The sequence below is a fragment of the Xanthobacter oligotrophicus genome (assembly GCF_008364685.1).
Classification (GTDB): domain Bacteria; phylum Pseudomonadota; class Alphaproteobacteria; order Rhizobiales; family Xanthobacteraceae; genus Xanthobacter; species Xanthobacter oligotrophicus.
On the sequence record NZ_VTTL01000010.1, the window covers coordinates 229442 to 249163 of the forward strand.

The 19722-nt window shown below is 68.0% G+C and carries 18 protein-coding genes and 1 tRNA gene; 6 read left to right on the forward strand and 13 right to left on the reverse strand.

Features of this window, described 5'->3' with window-relative positions:
• The first annotated feature begins 7 nt into the window (after positions 1–7).
• Positions 8–901, forward strand: coding sequence for a LysR family transcriptional regulator (locus FZ033_RS17775; protein ID WP_149577409.1), 894 nt, complete (start codon positions 8–10; stop codon positions 899–901).
• Positions 902–911: 10 nt separating this feature from the next.
• On the opposite strand, the gene FZ033_RS17780 is transcribed toward FZ033_RS17775, so the two are convergent.
• The 6 genes from FZ033_RS17780 to FZ033_RS17805 all read right to left on the reverse strand — a co-directional run bounded on the left by FZ033_RS17780 (position 912) and on the right by FZ033_RS17805 (position 6078).
• Positions 912–2195, reverse strand: a complete 1284-nt coding sequence (locus FZ033_RS17780) for an O-acetylhomoserine aminocarboxypropyltransferase (protein WP_149577410.1) — start codon at positions 2193–2195, stop codon at positions 912–914.
• A gap of 177 nt (positions 2196–2372) precedes the next feature.
• A complete protein-coding gene (locus tag FZ033_RS17785; RefSeq protein ID WP_149577411.1) occupies positions 2373–2687 on the reverse strand; it encodes a YdhR family protein in 315 nt (104 codons plus the stop codon).
• A gap of 61 nt (positions 2688–2748) precedes the next feature.
• Positions 2749–3456, reverse strand: coding sequence for a DUF938 domain-containing protein (locus FZ033_RS17790; protein ID WP_149577412.1), 708 nt, complete (start codon positions 3454–3456; stop codon positions 2749–2751).
• Positions 3457–3551: 95 nt separating this feature from the next.
• Positions 3552–4592, reverse strand: coding sequence for an alpha/beta fold hydrolase (locus FZ033_RS17795; protein ID WP_149577413.1), 1041 nt, complete (start codon positions 4590–4592; stop codon positions 3552–3554).
• Between the two features lie 144 nt (positions 4593–4736).
• Entirely contained in the window at positions 4737–5276 is a 540-nt protein-coding gene (locus FZ033_RS17800; RefSeq protein ID WP_149577414.1) for a CoA-binding protein, read from the reverse strand.
• Positions 5277–5295: 19 nt separating this feature from the next.
• Positions 5296–6078 (reverse strand): TatD family hydrolase, encoded by a 783-nt coding sequence (locus tag FZ033_RS17805; protein ID WP_149577415.1) that lies wholly within the window; start codon positions 6076–6078, stop codon positions 5296–5298.
• A 182-nt stretch (positions 6079–6260) separates the two neighbouring features.
• On the opposite strand from FZ033_RS17805, the gene FZ033_RS17810 reads away from it, so the two are divergent.
• Positions 6261–6842, forward strand: coding sequence for a biotin transporter BioY (locus FZ033_RS17810; RefSeq protein ID WP_149577416.1), 582 nt, complete (start codon positions 6261–6263; stop codon positions 6840–6842).
• 6 nt (positions 6843–6848) lie between these two features.
• Here the strand turns inward: FZ033_RS17810 and FZ033_RS17815 are convergent, their stop codons facing one another.
• The 6 genes from FZ033_RS17815 to FZ033_RS17840 form a co-directional block, all read right to left on the reverse strand.
• Positions 6849–7355 carry a hypothetical protein gene (locus FZ033_RS17815; RefSeq protein ID WP_149577417.1) on the reverse strand — a complete coding sequence of 169 codons (507 nt, stop codon included), beginning with the start codon at positions 7353–7355 and terminating at the stop codon, positions 6849–6851.
• A 181-nt stretch (positions 7356–7536) separates the two neighbouring features.
• Positions 7537–9093 carry a methionine--tRNA ligase gene (metG, locus tag FZ033_RS17820; protein ID WP_149577418.1) on the reverse strand — a complete coding sequence of 519 codons (1557 nt, stop codon included), beginning with the start codon at positions 9091–9093 and terminating at the stop codon, positions 7537–7539.
• A gap of 61 nt (positions 9094–9154) precedes the next feature.
• Positions 9155–10186, reverse strand: a complete 1032-nt coding sequence (locus tag FZ033_RS17825; protein WP_149577419.1) for a DNA polymerase III subunit delta' — start codon at positions 10184–10186, stop codon at positions 9155–9157.
• 49 nt (positions 10187–10235) lie between these two features.
• Positions 10236–10889, reverse strand: a complete 654-nt coding sequence (tmk, locus tag FZ033_RS17830) for a dTMP kinase (RefSeq protein ID WP_149577420.1) — start codon at positions 10887–10889, stop codon at positions 10236–10238.
• The gene (locus FZ033_RS17835; protein WP_149577421.1) at positions 10886–12085 is read right to left on the reverse strand and encodes a D-alanyl-D-alanine carboxypeptidase family protein; all 1200 of its coding nucleotides are present in this window, start codon (positions 12083–12085) and stop codon (positions 10886–10888) included. Before FZ033_RS17835 ends, tmk begins: the two co-directional genes overlap by 4 nt.
• Before the next feature lie 155 nt (positions 12086–12240).
• Positions 12241–13146, reverse strand: coding sequence for a septal ring lytic transglycosylase RlpA family protein (locus FZ033_RS17840; protein ID WP_408068494.1), 906 nt, complete (start codon positions 13144–13146; stop codon positions 12241–12243).
• 295 nt (positions 13147–13441) lie between these two features.
• Between FZ033_RS17840 and FZ033_RS17845 the strand changes: the two genes are divergently transcribed.
• From FZ033_RS17845 to FZ033_RS17855, 4 genes are all read left to right on the forward strand, one after another.
• A tRNA-Ser gene (locus FZ033_RS17845) sits at positions 13442–13531 on the forward strand.
• A 356-nt stretch (positions 13532–13887) separates the two neighbouring features.
• A complete protein-coding gene (locus FZ033_RS17850; protein WP_188079560.1) occupies positions 13888–15246 on the forward strand; it encodes a CHASE2 domain-containing protein in 1359 nt (452 codons plus the stop codon).
• 11 nt (positions 15247–15257) lie between these two features.
• Positions 15258–16151, forward strand: a complete 894-nt coding sequence (locus FZ033_RS24100) for a hypothetical protein (protein WP_188079561.1) — start codon at positions 15258–15260, stop codon at positions 16149–16151.
• Positions 16148–18289: a caspase family protein gene (locus FZ033_RS17855; RefSeq protein ID WP_188079562.1), complete on the forward strand. Its 2142-nt coding sequence runs from the start codon at positions 16148–16150 to the stop codon at positions 18287–18289. The genes FZ033_RS24100 and FZ033_RS17855 overlap by 4 nt, the downstream gene beginning before the upstream one ends.
• 18 nt (positions 18290–18307) lie before the next feature.
• Here FZ033_RS17855 and FZ033_RS17860 read toward each other — a convergent pair whose 3' ends face one another.
• Positions 18308–19588: a serine protease gene (locus FZ033_RS17860; RefSeq protein ID WP_149577425.1), complete on the reverse strand. Its 1281-nt coding sequence runs from the start codon at positions 19586–19588 to the stop codon at positions 18308–18310.
• Positions 19589–19722 lie beyond the last annotated feature (134 nt).

The following is a 19722-nucleotide window of genomic DNA, read 5'->3' on the forward strand; positions in this document are numbered from 1 at the left end:
GCATAGTATGGAACTTCGCACCCTGAGGGTCTTCGTCGAGGTGGTGCGCCAGGGCGGTTTCTCCCCGGCCGCCAAGGCGCTGTTTTCCACCCAGCCCACCGTTTCCAAGGCGGTGAAGCAGCTGGAGGACGAGCTGGGCGTGCCCCTGCTCGATCGCATCGGCCATCGCAGCCAGCTCACCGCGGCGGGGGAGATCGTCTATCGCCGCGCCCTCACCCTGCTGGCGGAGCGCGAGGGGCTGGTGGCCGAACTGGACGACCTGCGCGGCCTGAGGCGCGGCAGCCTGCGTCTCGGCCTGCCGCCGCTCGGGGCCAGCACGCTGTTCGCGCCGCTGTTCGCCATCTTCCGCGCGCGCTATCCGGGCATCGACATCCGCCTCACCGAGCATGGCTCGAAGCGGCTGGAGGAAATGCTGCTGGAAGGCGAGGTAGAGCTGGCCGGCTCGCTGTTGCCCGCGCACGAGGGGTTCGACGGCCAGCCGGTGCGGCGCGAGCCGCTGATGGCGGTGCTGCCGATGGCGCACCCGCTCGCTGGGGCCGAAAGCACCGGCATCGCGGCGCTGGCCTCATCGCCCTTCATCCTGTTCGAGGGCGGCTTCGCCCTCAATCAGGTGCTGGAGGACGCCTGCGCCCGCAACGGCTTCGCCCCGCAGGTGGCGGCGCGCAGCGGGCAGATCGATTTCATCGTGGAGCTGGCGGGGGCAGGTCTCGGCGTCGCCTTCCTGCCCCGCACCATCGCGGTGCAGAGGGCGACGCCCTCGATCGCCCTCATTCGGCTCGACGAGCCGGGCACCGAATGGTGGATGGGCATCGTCTGGCGGCAGGGCAGCTACCTGTCCCACGCCGCTCGCACGTGGCTGGAGCTCACCCGCGAGGTCTATGGTCCCGAGGGTTCGGGCTGAGGCTGCAGCCTCAGACCTTCGCCAGCGCCTGCTCCAGGTCGCCGATGATGTCGGCCACGTCCTCTATGCCCACCGAGAGGCGCACCACTTCCGGCCCGGCGCCCGCAACCACCTTGGCCTCGTCGGTCAGCTGGCGATGGGTGGTGGAGGCCGGATGGATGATGAGGGAGCGCGTGTCGCCGATATTGGCGAGGTGGGAGAACAGCTCCACGTTCGACACCAGCTTCACACCCGCCTCGTAGCCGCCCTTGAGGCCGAAGGTGAAGACCGCACCGGCGCCCTTGGGCAGGTACTGCTGCGCCAGGGCATGGTAGCGGTCGCTCGCAAGGCCCGGATAGCTCACCCATTCCACCTTGGGGTGGGCGGCGAGATATTCGGCCACCTTCAGGGCATTCTCGCTGTGCCGCTGCATGCGCAGCCCCAGCGTCTCGATGCCGGTGAGGATGAGGAAGGCGTTGAAGGGCGACAGCGCCGGGCCAAGATCGCGCAGGCCCAGCACCCGGGCGGCGATGGCGAAGGCGAAGTTGCCGAAGGTCTCGTGCAGCACCATGCCGGAATATTCCGGCCGCGGCTTGGAGAGGAACGGGTAGCGATCGGTGGCGGACCAATCGAAGGAGCCCGCGTCCACGATCACGCCGCCGATGGAATTGCCGTGGCCGCCCAGGAACTTGGTGGCCGAATGCACGACAATGTCGGCGCCGTGCTTGATGGGCTGCCACAGGTAGGGCGTCGCCAGCGTGTTGTCGACGATGAGCGGCACGCCGGCCTTCTTCGCCACCGCCGAGATGGCGGCGATGTCGGTGACCACGCCGCCGGGATTGGCGATGCTCTCGGTGAAGATGGCCTTGGTCTTCGGCGTCACCGCCTTCTCGAAGGAGGAGATGTCGTCGGGATCGGCCCACACGACGTTCCAGCCGAAGCTCTTGAAGGCGTGGCTGAACTGGTTGATGGAGCCGCCATAGAGCTTGCGGGAGGCGATGAACTCATCCCCCGGCGTCAGCAGCGTATGGAACACCAGGTGCTGTGCCGCATGGCCCGAGGCCACCGCCAGCGCCGCCGTGCCGCCTTCCAGTGCGGCCACGCGCTCTTCCAGCACCGCATTGGTGGGGTTGGTGATGCGCGAATAGATGTTGCCGAAGGTCTGGAGGCCGAACAGGGCAGCGGCATGGTCGACGTCGTCGAAGACGAAGGACGTGGTCTGGTAGATTGGGGTCGCCCGTGCGCCCGTGGTCGGGTCCGGCTGCGCGCCTGCATGGATGGCGAGGGTGGCAAAACCCGGCTCGTGCTCACTCATTTCCGTTTCTCTCCGCTGTCTGTCCGGCCCGCCTTCGGCGACCGTGCCCCTCGGATTTGGTACTCTTCAGGCGGCGCGGCCGATTGTTCGCCGGTCCACCCGAGCCAGGGGCTCGCCAGTTTATCCTCGCCACCCACCGCAAGGCGAGGAGGACGAGGTGCTCCCGCTTCGCTGTCCTCAGCTGTAGAAGGGCGACCAGATGGCCTTGCTCGCCTCGGCGGTGATGTCGCCGTTGAACAGCTTCACCGACAGCGAGCCGCCGAGCGCCTGCGCCGCCTTGGCCAGATAGCCGGTGGCATAGGCCTTCGCATTCTCCAGCGAATCGAACTCGTAGAAGCCGCCGATGGTGTTGTTGTTGATGCCCGAGAGCCAGGTCTTGCTCTTGAGGCCGGGGTTTTCCTTCATCTGGCCGTCGATGGTCTTCCAGTCGATCTCGCCGAACGGGATCGAGACCTGGATCTCGGCATAGAGAAACACCTTGGAAACGCTCATGCGTCTGGCTCCGCAATAGGATCGGGAATGAGGCGCCCGGCCCGCGCGGGCCGGGCTGCGATCAGGGATGGGTGATCTTGAGGATGAAATTGTTCGCGGGCAGGTCGAGCCGCTCCTTCAGCACGAGGCCGTTGCGCTCGGCCGCGGCGGCGATGTCCTTCACGTCCTTCAGGTGCCAGTCGGGGACGCTGGTGGACAGGAGGGTCTTGTCGAACTCCGCGTTGGACTGCGTCGTGTAGCCACCCTCCACCTTGAACGGGCCGTAGATGGCGATGAAGCCGCCGGGGGCCAGCAGTCGTGCGCCCAGGCCCGCGATGCCGTCGGCGATGGAGAGGGGCGCCACCTGGAAGATGTTGATGACGAAGATCACGTCAAAGAGGCCGTTCGCAGGATCGGGCCAGCTGGCCGGATCGGTGAGGTCGATGCGCACCGGCTCGAGTATGTTGGCGTTGCCCTCGCGGGTGCGCTTCTCGTTGATGGCGGGAAAAACATCCGTGTCGTAGTCGGACGGCCGGAAGGTCACATCCGGAAAGTGCGGGGCGAAGGTGTTGATGTGCAGCCCCGATCCGCTGGCGAGTTCCAGCGCCCGGCCGCTCCTGGGAAAAATCCCCTTGAACACGTCGAGGATCGGGCCGCGGTTGCGATGGCCGGCCCAGGAGACATAGGCGCTCAGCGGATGGGGATCGATGGGCGGCTTCTCCGAGATATCCGGCACCCGACCCTCGAAGTTCACCGTCGCGGCGGCCGGCGTCACAATATGCGTGGTCATGGCAATTCACCCCTCGAAATGGCGCGCGCGGAAGAGCGGGCGCAGAAATGCGGTCGCGAAAGTGAAGGCGCCCTTGGCCCGGCCGGACGTGCCGGTCAGGCCAGAAGCTCGGTCAAGATGGCGTCGATGGCGCTGTTGTAGCCGGCGTCCACGCCGAACAAGGCAAGGTGCCCCCAGGTGGAGGACACCCGCTTCAGGCTGCTGCCCGCAATGAGGACCTGCTCGGCTGCAATGTCGGACAGGGGGAAGAACACATCTTCGTCGATGGCGATGACGAAGGTCTTGGCCGTGATGCGGCCGAGGGCGGTGGCGAGATCGAGGCCGGTGCCGCGGGTGACGTCGTTGTCGCGCCACTTTCTCAGCAGCAGCAACAGGTTGTTGGGGTCCTGCGGCAGGAAGTGGTTTTCCACGAAGCCGGTGACGAAATCATCGGTGGTGGTGAAGCCGAGACCGGTCCACCCCTTCGTGTTGAACAGGCTCTGGGTGAAGCCGGAGGCGGCGAACACCCGCGCATGGCGCCGCAAGCCACAATGCACGGCGGCAGCGTCCGCATACGAGCCGCCATCATAGGCCGCATCGGAGACGATGGCGTCAATGAAGGTTTCGACCAGCAGCCGGTTGTGGGCCGTGCCCCTGGCCGTGCCGGCGATGGGCGCCGCGCGGCGCACCTGGTCCGGATAGCGCACCGCCCAGTCATAGGTGATCTGCGCACCCATGGAGCCGCCGAGCACCAGCGCGAGCGTCTCGATCCCGAACTTCTCGGTGACGAGCCGGTGCTGCGCCCGCACGTCGTCTCCGATCGCCACCTGGGGAAAGCGAGCCGCGTTGAACGGCACCGGCGTGTTGCTCGGCGAGGAGGAAAGCCCTGCCCCGAGCTGGTTCACCAGGATGATGAAGTGCCGCTCGGGATCAAGTGCCCGTCCCGGCCCCACATAGGCCAGTTCCAGGATCTTGTTGGAGCCGGAATACCAGCTGGGGAACAGCACGGCATTGGACTTGTCCGCCGCCAGCGTGCCGAAGGTGGCATAGGCGAGCTGCGCGGAACGGATCTTTTCGCCCGAAAGCAGATCGAAATCACCAAGATCAAAGGTCTCAAACGGGCCGTGAACGGCCTGGGAATAATAGCTTCCGCTCACCTTGGCCCCCGCCAGTGTCCGGCTGCGGCGGAAAAGGGCCGCCGTGTCAACTGGCGATAATATGAAGTTTATCGATCAAATTAGTCAACATAAATGATGACTGGTCCTCCGCCGCGCTGCGGGCACGCCCGTTCGGACTGTCCTTCAATCCGCCTTAGGCCCGCGCGGTGCAATGGAAAGCCGCTGCACCCCCTGACCCAGCCTCAGCGGCTTGCGCGAAGAGATGGTGCGCGAATTCACCCCGGTCCAGCCGATCTCCCCGGACAGGCGGCCGTACTCGATCTTGGGGCAGCGGTTCATCACCACCTGGAGCCCGGCCGCCTCGGCCCTGGCGGCGGCCTCGTCATTGCGCACGCCAAGCTGCGTCCACAGCACCTTGGGGCGGGGATCGAGCTTGAGAACCTCGTCCACCACCGCCGGCACATGCTCCGGCGCGCGGAACACGTCCACCATGTCGATGGGCTCGGGCACGTCCGCGAGGGTCGCGACGAAGGTGAGGCCGGCAACCGTCTTGCCCGCCTGCCCCGGATTGACCGGGAACACGCGATAGCCGCGCTCGGACAGGTATTTCATGACGAAATAGGACGGCCGGGCCGCATTGGCGCTGGCGCCCACGATGGCGATGGTCCGCACCTGCGACAGGATGGCGCGTATGTAGGCGTCGTCGTAGCGGTCGTGGTTCACCGGGCGCGTCCTCTTGATGTCAGGGCTGGCTTTTCGCCTTGGAGAACAGGGTGAAGAAGTTCCGCGTGGTGGCTTGCGCGAAGTCCTCGAACGTCTCGTTCCGCGCCTCGGCGAGCACCTTGGCGGTCTCGCGCACGAAGGAGGGCTCGTTGCGCTTGCCGCGGTAGGGCGTAGGCGCGAGGAAGGGGGAATCGGTCTCCACCAGGATGCGGTCGGCCGGCACGCTGGCCGCGATGGCGCGCAGGTCCTCGCTCTTCTTGAAGGTCACCACGCCGGAGAAGGAGACGTAGCCACCCAGCGCCAACGCCCGGCGCGCCAGATCCGGCCCCGCCGTGAAGCAGTGGAGCAGGAAGGGGAAGGCGCCCCTGGCGCTCTCCTCCTCCAGGATGGCGGCCACGTCCTCATCCGCCTCGCGGGCATGGATGACCAGGGGCAGGCCGGTCTCCCGCGCCGCCGCGATATGGGTGCGAAAGCCCTGCTCCTGCGCGGCGCGAGGGCTGGTGTCGTAGTGATAATCGAGCCCCGCCTCGCCGATGGCCACCACTTTGGGGTGGCGGGAGAGAGCGACGATCTCGTCCAAGGTCACGTCCAGCTCTTCCGCCGCCTGGTGGGGATGTGTGCCCACCGAGCAGGAGACCTGGTCGAACCGTTCGGCGATGGCGAGGATCTCAGGAAACCGCCGCACCCGGGTGGAGATGGTGACGAGATGGGACACCCCGGCCGCGCCGGCGCGGGCCACCACGTCCGGCAGCTCGGCGGCGAAATCGGGAAAATCGAGATGGCAATGGCTGTCGACGAGCATGGCATTTCACATTCGAAAGGTCGCCATCACATAAGCGCATCCCCCCGCTACGTCGAGGTGGGCGCGGGTCATGCGAGCGGCCTCGCTCAGGCGCCGCGCGGGCTTGATACCCCGGGGTGACGGCGTTGACGGCGCGCGCCGCTTCGGCCTTTGTGCGGGCGTTGCCGCAACGGGTCTCGCACATGCCATCGCCTGTTCTTCCCTTCCGCCCCGCTCTCGCCCGTCTCGCCGATTATTCCGCCGCCTGGGCGGTAGCCGGGCTCGTTGTGGGCGTCGCCCTGCTGGCCTGGAGCGCGCAGATCTCCATACCCATCCAGCCGGTGCCCATCACGCTGCAGAGCTATGTGCTGATCACCCTCGCTGCGCTGATGGGCTGGCGGTTCGGCGGCTTGACCGTGGCGATCTATCTGTTTGCGGGGCTCATGGGCCTGCCGGTGTTTTCAGGCGGGCGCAGCGGCCTTGCCATGCTCACCGGGCCGTCGGGCGGCTTCATCGTCGGCTTCCTGCTGACCGCGCTGCTGGTGGGCTGGCTGCAGGAGACATGGGCGCGGCTGAAGCCCCTGCCCCTCTTCGGGGTTCTGGCGCTGGGCCATCTGTTGCTGATGGTGCTCGGCGCCGGCTGGCTCGCCACCAAGATGGGGCCGACGGCGGCGCTGGAGAAAGGCTTCCTGCCCTTCATCCCCGGTGCGGTGGTGAAGACGGTGGCGGCGCTCGCCACAGTCATCCTCGTCGAGCGTCTCTCGGGGACCGAGCGGCCGCGCTGAAACCCCTCAGCCGGACGCCGAGATTTCCTGCTTGAGCGCGTCGGCATCGCTGGCCGGCATGGTGATGGGGTGCACCACCTCGCCCGGCCGTCCCGGATTGGTGACGATGGAGGCTTCGAGCGAGACGGTGACGGTGCCGCCGGAGGTGTTGAAGATGTAGTCGAGCCGGAAGGCCGCATCCTGGCTCTGGCCGTTGGTACGCTTCATGGCCTCGTCCGGCGACAGGCGCTTCTCGGCGACGAGCTGGGATGGCTGGTCCACGGTGATGTTGTACTGCCGCGCCCGGCGCGAGGTGGAAATGCGCGCGCGCACCAGGGTCGCATCGGCGTTCGGCAGCCGCACCTCGATGCGCGGAACCGCCGGGCCTTCCGGCAGTGGGGCTTGCTCCGCGGGCATCATCGGGGGCACGGGGTCCAGGGATGCCTGCGGCGGGGCGCGGTCGTACCGTTCGCCGCCACAGCCCGCGAGAAGCAGCACGAGGGCCACCGCCGAGATCCCTTTTGCGCCCGTCATCCGCACGGCTTCCGCTGCCTCCACTGTCGCGCGCACGCGGCGCGCCTGGGGTTGAAAATGCCGGATCTGGTTAAGCCCATGGGGTGCATGAGCGAAATGGATCCCGATCGCATCGGCATGATCAGAATCCCGTATAGGACACTTTAGGGTCCGCCATCTATCCCGTCGCGCGGTTTTGCGCTCACGAGGCCGTTTCCGGCTCCACATAGCGCGGGAACACGCCCACCGGCGCGGGCAGGACGCGGCCGGCGGGCAGCCGGTGGCCGGCGCCCAGCCGGTCGAAGCCGCGCTCGTCCGCCGGCACCACCACGAGGTCGAGCAGCTTGGCGGCGCTTTCGGGCATCACCGGCTGCACCAGGATGCCCACTTCGCGGATCAGCTCGGCGGTCACCCACAGCACGGTCGCCATGCGGGCGGGATCGGTCTTGCGCAGGGCCCACGGGGCCTGGGCGGCGAAATAGCGGTTGGCCTCGGCCACCACATTCCACACTGCGGCGAGGTAGTGGTGGATCGCCTGGCCCTCCATGGCCTCGCGGCTCTTTTCCAGCATGCCGTCGGCCAGGGCGAGGATGGCCTCGTCCTCCGGCGAGAGTCGGCCGGGCTGCGGCACCACGCCGTCGAGGTTCTTGGCGATCATGGAGAGGGAACGCTGGGCGAGGTTGCCGAGGTCGTTGGCAAGGTCCGCGTTCATGCGCGCCACAATGGCCTCGTGGCTGTAGGAACCATCCTGGCCGAACGACACCTCGCGCAGGAAGAAATAGCGGATGGCGTCCACGCCGTAGGTGGCGGCGAGATCGAACGGGTCGATCACGTTGCCCACCGACTTGGACATCTTCTCCCCGCGGTTGAACAGGAAGCCGTGGCCGAACACGCGCCTTGGCGCCTCCAGCCCCGCCGACCACAGGAAGGCCGGCCAGTAGACCGCGTGGAAGCGGATGATGTCCTTGCCGATCACGTGCACGTTCGCCGGCCAGAAACGCTTGAACAACTCCGCCTCAGTGTCCGGATAGCCGAGCGCCGTGATGTAGTTGGTCAGCGCGTCCACCCACACATACATGATGTGCTTGTCGTCGCCGGGCACCGGGATGCCCCAGTCGAAGGTGGTGCGGGAGATGGACAAGTCCGTGAGGCCGCCGGACACGAAGCTCACCACCTCGTTGCGGCGGGCCTCCGGCATGATGAAGCCGGGGTTTTCCGCATAAAAGGCCAGAAGCCGGTCCTGATAGGCGGAGAGGCGGAAGAAATAGCTCTCCTCCTCCACCCACTCCACCGGCGTGCCCTGGGGGCCGAGGCGGACGCCCTGCTCGTTCAGCTGGGTCTCGTCTTCTGCGTAATAGGCCTCGTCGCGCACCGAATACCAGCCGGCATAGGTGGATTTATAGATGTCGCCGTTGGCGGCCATCTTTTCCCAGATGGCCTGGCTGGAGGCGTGGTGCCGCTCCTGGGTGGTGCGGATGAAATCGTCAATGGAGAGATTGAACGCCTCCACCATGGCCTCGAAGCGCGGCACGTTGCGCGCCAGCAGCTCGCGCGGGGTGATCCCGGCCTTCTGGGCGGTCTGGAGCATCTTGATGCCGTGCTCGTCCGTGCCGGTGAGGAACCGCACGTCGTAGCCGTCGAGCCGCTTGAAGCGCGCGATGCAGTCGGTCGCGATCGCCTCATAGGCGTGGCCCATGTGGGGCACGCCGTTGGGGTAGGCAATGGCGGTGGTGATGTAGAAGGGGGGCTTCGCGGACATCGGGCGCTCGGAACAGGCTGGCTCGGAAAAGGGCTCCGGCCCCGCGCGTCGCGGCGGCTTCTCAGCGCACGGCTTCGGCGAGATCGGCAAAGACACGGAACACCAGCGCCTTGCGATCGAGATTGAACACATCCGCCTCGCGCGCGCTGCGCCGCACCTTCTCCCATACCTCGCCGAGGCGGACAAGGCGATGGCGCGGCTCTTCACCCTGCGTCGCACGGGCCGCCACATAGTCGCTCACCGCCTCGATGAAGAGGTCGAGCCCGTCGGAGCGGTCGCCTTGCAGGCGGGCGCCCAGCGCGTGGAGGTCTTCCGGGCGGGGCCGGGGCAGCTGCTCCAGCGCCTTCAGGGTGGCGGAGCGCACCTCCATCCCCTCCCCCCGCGCCAGCACGATGGCCCGGCGCACGCTGCCGCCGCTGGCCTCGGCGGCGGATGGCAAGGTTGCGGCGTCGAGGTCCGCCATCTCCTCCTTGATATGATCGAGGGCGGCGAGCACGTCCGCATTGCCCAGCGGGCGCATCCGCAGCAGGCGGGTGCGCGAGCGGATGGTGGGTAGCACCCGGCCCGGCGCATGGGAGATGAGCAGGAACAGCGCCTTGGGCGGCGGCTCCTCCAGGGTCTTCAGCAGCGCGTTGGCGCCGAACGGGTTGAGTTCGTCCACCGCGTCCACGATGCAGACGCGCCAGCCACCCGCCGCCGCCGTGGCGCTGAAGAAGCTGCGCACCCGCCGCACCATCTCGGCCGGAATGACGGTGGGGATCTTCTCCTCCCCCGCCTCGGGCACACGGTGCAGCACCAAAAGGTCCGGATGGCTCTGCGAGGCCACCTGCCGGAACACGGGATGGCCCGGCGGCAGATCCAGCGAGTGGCTGCCGGCCTGCGGGCCGCCGGACAGCACCATGCGGGCGAGGCGATAGGCCAGCGTCGCCTTACCGATCCCCTCCGGCCCGCCGATGAGCAGGGCATGGGGCAGCCGGCCGGCACGGAAATCGCCGATCAGGTCGGCTTCCACCACGCCATGGCCGAACAGCCGCGCCTGGTCGCGCGGGTGTGGCGCGCCGGGCAGGACGTCGCCCGATACGATATCGCTCATGGGGCGCGTTTCTTTGGGACGCGTTTCATCGGGCTCAGGGCCGGCGCCATCACGATGCCTCGGCCACGGCGTGAAGGCCAAGGCGGGCGGCGACGATGCCGGCGATCTGCGCCGCCACCGCGTCCGGATCCGGCGTGGCATCCACCAGCACGCAGCGTCCCGGCGCCGCCGCCGCGCGGGCCACGAAAGCTTCGCGCACGGCCGCATGATAGGCCGTGCCTTCCTTCTCGAACCGGTCCGGGCTGCCATTGCCCCTTGCGGCGGCGCGGGCAAGGCCGGTTTCGGGCGGCACGTCCAGGATGAGGGTGAGGTCCGGCCGGGTGCCGCCCGTCGCCATCTCCTCCAACGCGTCGAGGAGAGGCGCCGCCACCTGGCCCACGGCGCCCTGGTAGATCCGGGTGGAATCGATGAAGCGGTCGCAGATCACGATGGTGCCCGCCGCCAAGGCCGGGCGGATCAGCGTTTGCACATGGTCTGTCCGGGCGGCGGCGAAGAGCAGCGCCTCGGCCACCGGCCCCAGCGGCTCGGCCGCCCCCGAGAGCAGCACATGGCGCACCGCCTCCGCCCCCGGCGAGCCGCCGGGCTCGCGGGTCTCCACCACGTGGTGGCCGAGGGCGCGCAGATGCGCCGCGAGGCGGCGGGCCTGGGTGGACTTGCCGGTCCCCTCCCCGCCTTCCAGCGTGATGAAGTGTCCGTTGCTCATTTGTGAATCTTCGCCAGCGCGCGCTTGGCGAGGTCGCGCACGCTGTCGCCCATCAGCGTCAGCCCGCCGTCGAGGGCGCGATCCGTCAGCGAACCCACCGGCACGTCCTCCTGCGTATAAAGCGGCATTTCCAGCACCTTGGTCTGGCCGCGGGTGACTTCCAGCCGGCCCACCTGCGTGCCCTTGGTCACCGGCGCCAGCAACGGCCCGTTATAGACCACGCGGGCGGTGATGCGCTCATTGCCGGCGCGCGGGGTCAGCACGGTCACCGGCCGTCCTCCCACCAGGCCGACGCTGCCGGCGGCTCCGCCGAACACCTGGGCGCGAGCCACCTCCTGGTCGGCGGCGAAGATCACCCGCTGGCGGAACGACTGGAAGCCCCATTCCACCAGCTTCTTGGTCTCCTCGAGCCGCTCCTTCTCGGTCTTGGCCGCCAGCACCACCACGATGAGCCGCTGGCCGTTCTGCACCGCCGAGCCGAGGGCATGGTAGCCCACATCCTTCACCCAGCCGATCTGGAGCCCGTCGGCGCCGATGCCCGCATCCAGCAGCACGTTGCGGTTGCGCTGCTTGATGCGGCTCCACTCGATGTTGGGCCGCGCGAACACCGGATAATAGTCGGGATAGGTGCGGGTGATGTGCTGGGCCAGCACGGACAGGTCGCGGGCGGTGGAGAACTGGCCCGGATCGGCGAAGCCCGTGGCATTGCGGAAGTCGGAATTGGCCATGCCGATGGCCTTGGCCCGTTCGGTCATCTGCTGGGAAAACTCGGTCTCGGTGCCACCGACACCCTCGGCCAGAGCGATGGCCGCGTCATTTCCCGAGACCACCAACATGCCGGCGAGAAGCTCGCCCACGGGGGCCGGCTTGTTCACCTCGGCGAACATGGCCGCCCCGCCCGAGGGGCCGCCGCCGCGGCGCCAGGCGTTGACGCTCACGGTGAACGGCGTGTCGAGGGCGATCTTGCCGGCCTTGAGCTGGGAGAACACCACGTCCGCGGTCATCACCTTGGCGAGGGTGCCGGGAGCGATGCGGCGGTCGGCATCCTTCTCGAACAGGATGGTTCCGGTCTCGTAGTCCACCAGGATGGCAGAGGGAGCCTGGGTCTGAAAGCCGTCAGCCGCCCGCGCGCTCGCAGCGCCCGCAAGCGAGGCGAGGGCCGCGAAAAGAACGGCGAAGCGCAGCTTCGGTAGCATGTTGATCCACCTGGCTATCCCGGACCGGCCAAGGCCGCCGCAAACAAGACTCGTCGGACGAGACTCGCCCGCGCCGCCGGCGGTGCGCCGCGATCATCATCCAAGGTCGGGAGACGGGTAAAGCCCCGCCGCGCACTGGGGCAGGAAAATGCGGCTCAGCGCGCGCTTTCGGCGGGCACGCCGGCAAAGCCCAGGCCGCTGACCGGGGCCGGGCCGGAGGACCAGCCCGAGGCGCTGGCCACAGCCACCGAGCCCGCGTTGGAAGCCGGGCTTCCGGACGTGCCGAGGTCATAGGGCCGCGACGGCGGCACCGGCGCCTCGGCGCTGGGCGGGGTGGAGGCTGGAACTGCGCGAACCGACGGCACTTCCGGCACGAAGGGCCGGGCGGACGCCACCATGACCGGCGAGGTGCCCTTCAGGTCGGCGAAGGTGCCGTCCGTGCGCAGGGTGGAGGCCAGCTTGACGTCGTCGTCCTCGTCGATGGGCGCGCGGCCCATGTAGTCCACCCGCACCCGGGCCACGCCGAACTTGGCGAAGCCGAGCATGTCGGCGGCGCGATAGGACACGTCGATCAGCCGGTCGCCCACATAGGGCCCGCGATTGTTCACCCGCACGATGATGGAGCGCTTGTTGGCGAGATTGGTGACGCGCACGTAGGACGGCATGGGCAGCGTCTTGTGGGCCGCCGAGATGGAGCCCATGTCGAAGATCTCGCCATTGGCGGTCTTTCGCCCATGGAAATCCTTGCCGTACCAGGAGGCGAGGCCCTCGGCGGTGTAATTGGGGTTTTCCGCCGGCACATAGGTGCGCCCGGCCACCGTATAGGGCTTGCCCACCTTGTAGCCGCCGCCGCCCCGCGGCACCGGATCGCCCTCAGCCACCACGCGGGGGCTGGCCGAGACGCCGTAGAGCGGGTCGATCTTGCTGCCGAGGGTTTCAACCGAGCCGCAGCCCGCGATGGCAAGGCACCCAACCAGCGCCGCCGCCAGCTTCGCCCCCGCACCGCTCCCGGCCCTTGCCGCTGTTGCCGTGCCCGCCGGTGGCGGACAGGACGGATGCAACGCAGCCGGAATTCGCGGAAGGAAGTGCAACGACGGTCCCCTCTTCATCGATGCCTGGGTCTCCTGCTTGCGCCGAAACCCGGCCGGGATGTCTTCAAGGCGCGCGCCATCCTTGAGCCGGACAACCGCATTCTCCGCCAAAAGCATGGCTAATGACGGCGAAAATGGGGCGAAGCCGCGGCCATGGTTAATCGAATGCATCTTTCGGGGAGGCCTCGACGGGTGCCGGCGGCTGGGCTAGATGAAGGCTTCAGCCGGACTCGGGACCGGGCATGGATGCCCCGGATGCATCTTCGGAAGGGTGGCCGAGTGGTTTAAGGCAGCGGTCTTGAAAACCGCCGTGGGTGGAAGCCCACCGTGGGTTCGAATCCCACCCCTTCCGCCAAAAACTATGTATTATCAATATGTTATGGGAGTCGGAGTGGCATGTATGCCAAGCCGTCTCAGCGAACAAACCGGCACTATTCGGAGCCCAAATGCGCTGTTCGGGACATAAAGTCCCGAAAAAGTCCCGAACGGTGTTCCGGACATATTCATATGGTCTTGAATGGCCGTCGGCCTACGGCCTTCGGACCTGTCGACCGAGAGGTAATACCCCGGCCCGACAGCCTCTTTTCAAGGCGCCGCTGCAGCTGTATTTTCCAAAGATTGCCGTCCACTAACTGCCTGATGGCCGGGCCCTGTGGTGGCGTCCATGCCGAGGTCGATCCTTTCGTGAAAAGTCCGTCCCGGTGGATCGGCTTGCTCGCCAAGCCGGCGATTATTTCCAGTGTCATCGGCTTCCTTTCGTTTTTCGGCGTGGCTGACCAGATTGCCGGGTTCAGCGCGAATCTCGGCGAGAAGGACAGAATTGTGCGCTGGTCGGCCGTTTTGTCCGGCACCACCCGCGATGCCATTCCGGTGACGCTGATCGACATCGATGCCGCGACGATGGCGTTGCTCGGACATCCCCAGCGCGCGCCCCGCGATCTGGTCGCAGGCCTGCTGTCGCTGGCCGCGGCCAAACGGGCGAGCGGCATCTTCCTCGACATGGACACGTCGCAGCAGGGATCGCCGGCGGGCGATCAGGCCCTGCTCGCCTTCGTCTCGGCCTATCCGGGGAATGCGCCGCCGCTCGCGCTCGCACGCCGGCTGGGGCCGGTGGATCAGGCCGGCAGCGGCGAGGAAGCCCTCGCGGAACAGCCCTCCATCCTCGATGCCGCGGTGCGCGCGCATGCCAACATCCTCTGGGCGACGAGCATCAGCCGCATCGACGAGGATCGCGTTGTCCGGCGATGGGAGTTGAGCCAGACGTTCTGCAAGCCGGATGGCGGGCGGACCCTTCCGTCGCCGCAGCTCTTCGCTGCCGCGGTGGCAAGCGCACATCCGCGACCCCTGTCTGATATCCAGGCCTTTCTGGCAGCCCGCACCCAGGCGATCTGTGGTCCGGGCGCGGCCACTGCCCCGGCGGCCCCGCCCTGGCCGCGCAATCCCGACCAACGGGCGGCCATTCCGTTCCTGATCGCCGACGGCCCCGATCTGGCCGCCCCGCAATTCATCAGGCGCGACGGCAGGAACGTGCTTCTGTTCCGCCGCGTTTCAGCGCGCGCGCTGATGACCTCGACCGGGACGGTGGTCGCGGCGCGCGCGGTGGCGGATGATCTCTTGCGCGACCGCTTCGTCATCATCGGCGCCAGCCATGCCGAAAGCATGGACGGGCATCTCACGCCGATCGGCTTCCTTCCCGGGGCGCTGATCGTCGCCAATGCCGTCGCCACGGCTCCAGCCGTGCTTTCGGGGCAGCCTCTCGGCGCGGCCGGCGCGACGCTGATCGCTCTGGCGCTGTTCGGCGCCCTCATGGCGATCACGTCGCGGCTGCGGGCGCTCGCAGCCAGCGTGGTCGTCGCTGTCGCGGTGCTGGGCTCGCTGATGGCGCTCGGCCGCATCTTCGCCCCCTCCACTGCCGGCGACATCGTGCTGGCCGCCCTCGGCATGGTTGCCTTCTTGTCGACCCTTGAAGGCCTTTACACGACTGGCAAGGATTGGCGTGTGCGCGGATGGCGGGCGCTGCTGAAGCCGGAAAAGCCGCGGCCGGCGCAAGGCACGGGGGATGTCGCGTGAGGAGGGTTCCGATGCTGCTTGCCGGATGGCGCCATGGCGTGCTGATCATGACCTTGGTAACGGCATGCGCTGCGAACCTCATGGCGCACGCCGGGGACGCCGCCACGCGCATGCCGGCCGGTTACGTCGTCGGGATGGAAATCCCGGACGCCGATCCCGATACGGCGGCCTATGTCCTGCGCGAGGGGCAGGAAGTCTCCGTCCAGATCGGTGGCGCCCTGTTCGACGGCGACCAGCTGGTGGTGCGCGAAGCAAACGCGGCGGTGACCATCGAGACGGTGAATGATCACCATATGCGCGTGGACGCAGTCCACTCGCCGCACCCCATCAAGGGCGAGCTTCCGGCCGGTGGGCGCTTCAGCGCATTCGCGGCCATGATCGGAGAGCTGTTCCGGGGGCGTCCGGAGGCGCGTACCGTCAATCTCATCGGGCGCAACGACGACGCCCTGCGGTTGCAGATCGGTCGCACTGTTCCCCAGCGCGTGGTGCCCGGGACACGACTGTGGATCGGCTGGCAGGGCGGCGTTAAACCCTACACCGTCGAGATCCGCGACCGTGCCGGCGGCGGGGTGCTGGCTGCCACGAGCGCAACCGGGCGCTCGGTGTTCGTGGGGCTCCCACGAGAGGCATCCGGTCCCCTGGTGCTGGCGGTCAGCGATGCAGCGGGCGCGCAGGTCCAAGTCGACCTCCTCGCAGACCCGACGCCGCCCGCCGTCCCGGCATGGATCAGCGAAGGCGCGCCGACGCCGGCCTTCGGCCAGGTGGCGACTGCGCTCTGGCTGCTCGACCGCAAGCCCGCGGAATGGGATCTGCACGCCGCCGCCATAGCCGCCGAAGCCGGAAACTATGGAGCCGCCGAGGAGTTGCTGCTCCGTCTCGCCGAAGGCAAGAGGCCTTCCCGATGAGCGTGCGCCACGTCCTGCTGGTCACGCTCGCTGCCCTCGGCTGTGCCGTCGCGTCCCCCGCGGCGACCGCCAAAACGCGCGCCCTGCTGGTCGGCGTTTCCGAGTATCCGGGCTTTGCCGCAGAGAAGCAGCTGAAGGCGCCGGCCAATGATGTGCGCCGCATGCAAGGCGCGCTGAAATCCCGTGGCATCGCGGAAGCGGACCTCGTCGTGCTGGCCGATGGCGTTGAGGGCACGGCCGGCTCCCCGACGCGCGCGGCCATCCTCGATGGCATGGAACGCCTCGCGCGGGAGGCGGAGAAGGGCGACCTCGTCATCTTCTATGCCTCCGGCCATGGCACCCGCCAGCCTTCGCGCACCAGCCTCAAGGTGGACGGCCTCGACCAGGTGTTCCTCCCCCGGGATGCATCGCCCCCCGGGGAGGAGGGACCGCGCAACCGGTTCGGCAACGTCATTGCCGGGCCGGATTTCGGAGAACGCCTCGATGCCATCCGCACCCGAGGAGCCGATGTCTGGTTCATTCTCGACAGCTGTTTCTCCGGGTCGGCCTCCCGGGCGATCGGCGAAGGCGTCCACGACAAGAAGATCGAGCTGGAGGACATCGGCCTTGCGGCCTCCACGGCCATGGCGCCCGAGAAGGCAAGCGTGCTCACCGACATGGCGCCGGCCCTGCCGCCCGGCTCCGGCAGGTTGACGGCGTTCTATGCCTCTCAGCCGAACGAGACGGCACGGGAGGTGGCGCTTCCGCCAGGGGCGCCGATGGACAAGCGCGTCTGGGGCTCGATTTTCACCACGGCCCTGACCGACGTGCTCAAGCGTGCTCCGTCACTCACCTATCGCCAGCTGATCGTCGAAACCGGCCGTGTCTTGCGCGCCGATGCCGCCTTCCAGGCCAGGCAGACACCGAGCTTCGAGGGGGACGGCATGGATGGGGCGGTGCCGGGCACGGCCGTTGCCGCCGCCGGCACGACCTGGCGCGTGAGCGCGGGCGTGCTCCACGCCGGGCAGATCGAGGGGGTGGAGGCCGGTGCCGTTGTGGCGCTCTACGACAGCGCGGCGCCTGCCGCCGAAAAGCCCACCGGCTACGCGATGGTGGAGGACGTGGAGGCGACCCGCGCGAGGCTCGCGGCGGTCAAGCCGGGTTGCTTGCCCACGACCACGCGCTGTCCGACGGTGGCAACCTCCCCTATCCTCAAGCAGGCCGCTTACGCACGCCTGGCGCGACCAGCGCCGCCGGCGGCGTTCAGCATCTCTCACCCTCGCCCGTGGCCCGGTGCCGGCGCGCCCGACGCGGCAGCTGAGGCGCGCCTGGGCAAGGGGCTCGAAGCCGCGCTAGCAGGTCCATTGAAGGACCGCGCGCGGTTCGACGACGCTGCCCCCACCCTGGTGGCCTGGATGACAGCGGACGGGTTCCGCTTCATGCCGGACGGCCTCGACCCTCTTGCGGTGGAGGCCGGGCCGCCGGCGGTTATCCCGCCCGATGCGAACCCGGACACGGCCGCCGCCGCCATTGCCCGCGCCGTGCTGCGCGCTCGCCAGCTCTCGCGGCTCCAGGCCCTGGCCTCGGCCACCAGCACCAATGGTGGCCTCGACGTATCAGTCGATGTCCAACGCTTCGGGTTGGATCCGGCGACGCGGCAATGCGCGTTCAAGGGGACCGCGACGGCGGTCGGCGAGGACGCCCTCGTCAAGCTCTGCGACAAGGTGCAGATATCGGTCGAAAACAGGAGCACGCGCCCGTTCCTGGCGGCGATCTTCTTCCTCGACGACGGGTGGAACATGATCGCGCGTCGTCCCACCTGCCCCATCGGGCTCACCGTCTCGGACCGGATGGAGCCCGGCAGGCGGCTGGTGTTCGAGGTGCCCTATCACCCCCGGGCCATCATCGCCGGGCGTGCGCCGACCACCACCAACGGGGTCTTCGTCATGGGCGTTCCCTTCGTCGAAGGCGAAACGGACCTGCCCGCGCTGTGTGCCCTGACGGGGTTCAACGATGCGAGTGGTCAGGCCAGCCGCGGCGACGAGACGGGCGGCCTGGATGACCTGATCGAAGGTTCGACGCGGGGCGGCAGGCTGCCACTCGAAAGCGCCAGCCTGTCACTCGTCTTCTGGCCCATCAGCCAGCCCGTGAAGCCCTGAAGCTCAGGGCGAACCCGCTCAGGGGCGCTTCTGCGGCTTGGCCGGCGTTGCAGGTGCCGGTGTCGGCGGGGCCGGAGGCGTGGCGATGGTCTTCTTCATCCAGTCCGTATAGAGGGCAAGCCGGGTATAGACGCCGGGCAGTTCGGCATGGCCGCAGCCGATGCCGAAGCTGACGATGCCAACCTGGACATAGGAGCCGTCAGCCTTCCGGCTGAGGATCGGGCCACCTGAATCGCCCTGGCACGTATCCACCCCGTCCACGGCCGCGCCCGCGCAGAACATCTGCGGCGTCACCACGCCGCCGATCTGAGGGAGCTGCTGCTCGAGCGCCTTGCGCCCCGCAGGCGACAGGTTGAACACGTAGCTGAGATCTTCGATGGCCCTGCGCGCGTCCGGCGAGTTCACCAGCGCCGAGGTGAGCACGCGGTTGCACTTGTTGCGATCCACGGCATTGAGCGTGGATTCCATCAAGTTGGGCGACGGGCTGCCGCCCTCGGAGGTCGTGCCCCAGCCGATGATGTGCAGCTTGGCCTCGCTCGGAAGCTCTGTGGGTTCGGTGTCCTGCGTGACCACCGTGACCTGCTCCACTTTGACATTGCGCCGGGGGGCGCGCTCGAGCTCGACCAGGGCGATGTCGTTGACGTTGGTGCCGGTCACATATTTCGGATGCGGAATGATGCGCTTGATCGGAATCCAGTCACGCTCGTCGTCCTCGGCGAGGAGGCTGGTGTTGCCCACGTGGACGAACAGGTTCTTGGTGCTGCGCAGTCCGTCGACCTTGCCGCCCTCACCCTCGACGAAACAATGCGCCGCCGACAGGATCCAGCGCGAGGTCAGAACGGTTCCCCCGCACATGGGCGCGAAACTCGTGACCTTCCCGTTGGTGTTGATAACGCGGACGATCCCGGCCTGGAACGGATAGCTGCCCGGCGCAGCCTGCTGTCCGCCGACGATCTTTTCGTTGGCGCCTGTCTTGAGGATCCCGCCCTTCTTGAGCGCGATGCCGGCGGCGGTATAGGGCAGCGCACGCCCATTCTGGGGCGTTCGTGCCGGGTGTCCCGCAGGCAGGTCGGCGGCGCCGGCCTCGTCCGCAGCCGGCAGCGTGGCGGGGCGTGCACCCGCCGTGGCCGGAGCTTGCTGAAGGTGCAGCTCGTCACCCGGAGCGCTGCCTGCTTGACTTGAAGCCGGGGCTGGAGCCTGGGCCTGAGCGGCGAGCGAGCCGCCGGAGAGGCAAGCTGCGAGCGCAAAGAACGGGAGTGTCGGCGTGCGGACGAGCGGTCGAAGCAACGTGAGCATCATGGGTGGCACTCTGTGACGACGGAGGGACTTTCCGGGACAATGCGCCGGGGCGCGCGCCCGCGCGGCTTTGCAGTGTCACCTTGTGAAATGAGGATGGTGCGGCCGTTTGCGGCGGCGTCGCCAAGGGCTTTTCA

Bases quoted from the DNA above. Each gene is read 5' to 3' on its own strand.
- FZ033_RS17775 (WP_149577409.1), top strand. From the start codon at position 8: ATGGAACTTCGCACCCTGAGGGTCTTCGTCGAGGTGGTGCGCCAGGGC.
- FZ033_RS17780 (WP_149577410.1), bottom strand. From the start codon at position 2,195: ATGAGTGAGCACGAGCCGGGTTTTGCCACCCTCGCCATCCATGCAGGC.
- FZ033_RS17785 (WP_149577411.1), bottom strand. From the start codon at position 2,687: ATGAGCGTTTCCAAGGTGTTTCTCTATGCCGAGATCCAGGTCTCGATC.
- FZ033_RS17790 (WP_149577412.1), bottom strand. From the start codon at position 3,456: ATGACCACGCATATTGTGACGCCGGCCGCCGCGACGGTGAACTTCGAG.
- FZ033_RS17805 (WP_149577415.1), bottom strand. From the start codon at position 6,078: ATGCTCGTCGACAGCCATTGCCATCTCGATTTTCCCGATTTCGCCGCC.
- FZ033_RS17810 (WP_149577416.1), top strand. From the start codon at position 6,261: ATGCCATCGCCTGTTCTTCCCTTCCGCCCCGCTCTCGCCCGTCTCGCC.
- FZ033_RS17815 (WP_149577417.1), bottom strand. From the start codon at position 7,355: ATGACGGGCGCAAAAGGGATCTCGGCGGTGGCCCTCGTGCTGCTTCTC.
- metG (WP_149577418.1), bottom strand. From the start codon at position 9,093: ATGTCCGCGAAGCCCCCCTTCTACATCACCACCGCCATTGCCTACCCC.
- FZ033_RS17825 (WP_149577419.1), bottom strand. From the start codon at position 10,186: ATGAGCGATATCGTATCGGGCGACGTCCTGCCCGGCGCGCCACACCCG.
- tmk (WP_149577420.1), bottom strand. From the start codon at position 10,889: ATGAGCAACGGACACTTCATCACGCTGGAAGGCGGGGAGGGGACCGGC.
- FZ033_RS17835 (WP_149577421.1), bottom strand. From the start codon at position 12,085: ATGCTACCGAAGCTGCGCTTCGCCGTTCTTTTCGCGGCCCTCGCCTCG.
- FZ033_RS24100 (WP_188079561.1), top strand. From the start codon at position 15,258: ATGCTGCTTGCCGGATGGCGCCATGGCGTGCTGATCATGACCTTGGTA.
- FZ033_RS17855 (WP_188079562.1), top strand. From the start codon at position 16,148: ATGAGCGTGCGCCACGTCCTGCTGGTCACGCTCGCTGCCCTCGGCTGT.
- FZ033_RS17860 (WP_149577425.1), bottom strand. From the start codon at position 19,588: ATGATGCTCACGTTGCTTCGACCGCTCGTCCGCACGCCGACACTCCCG.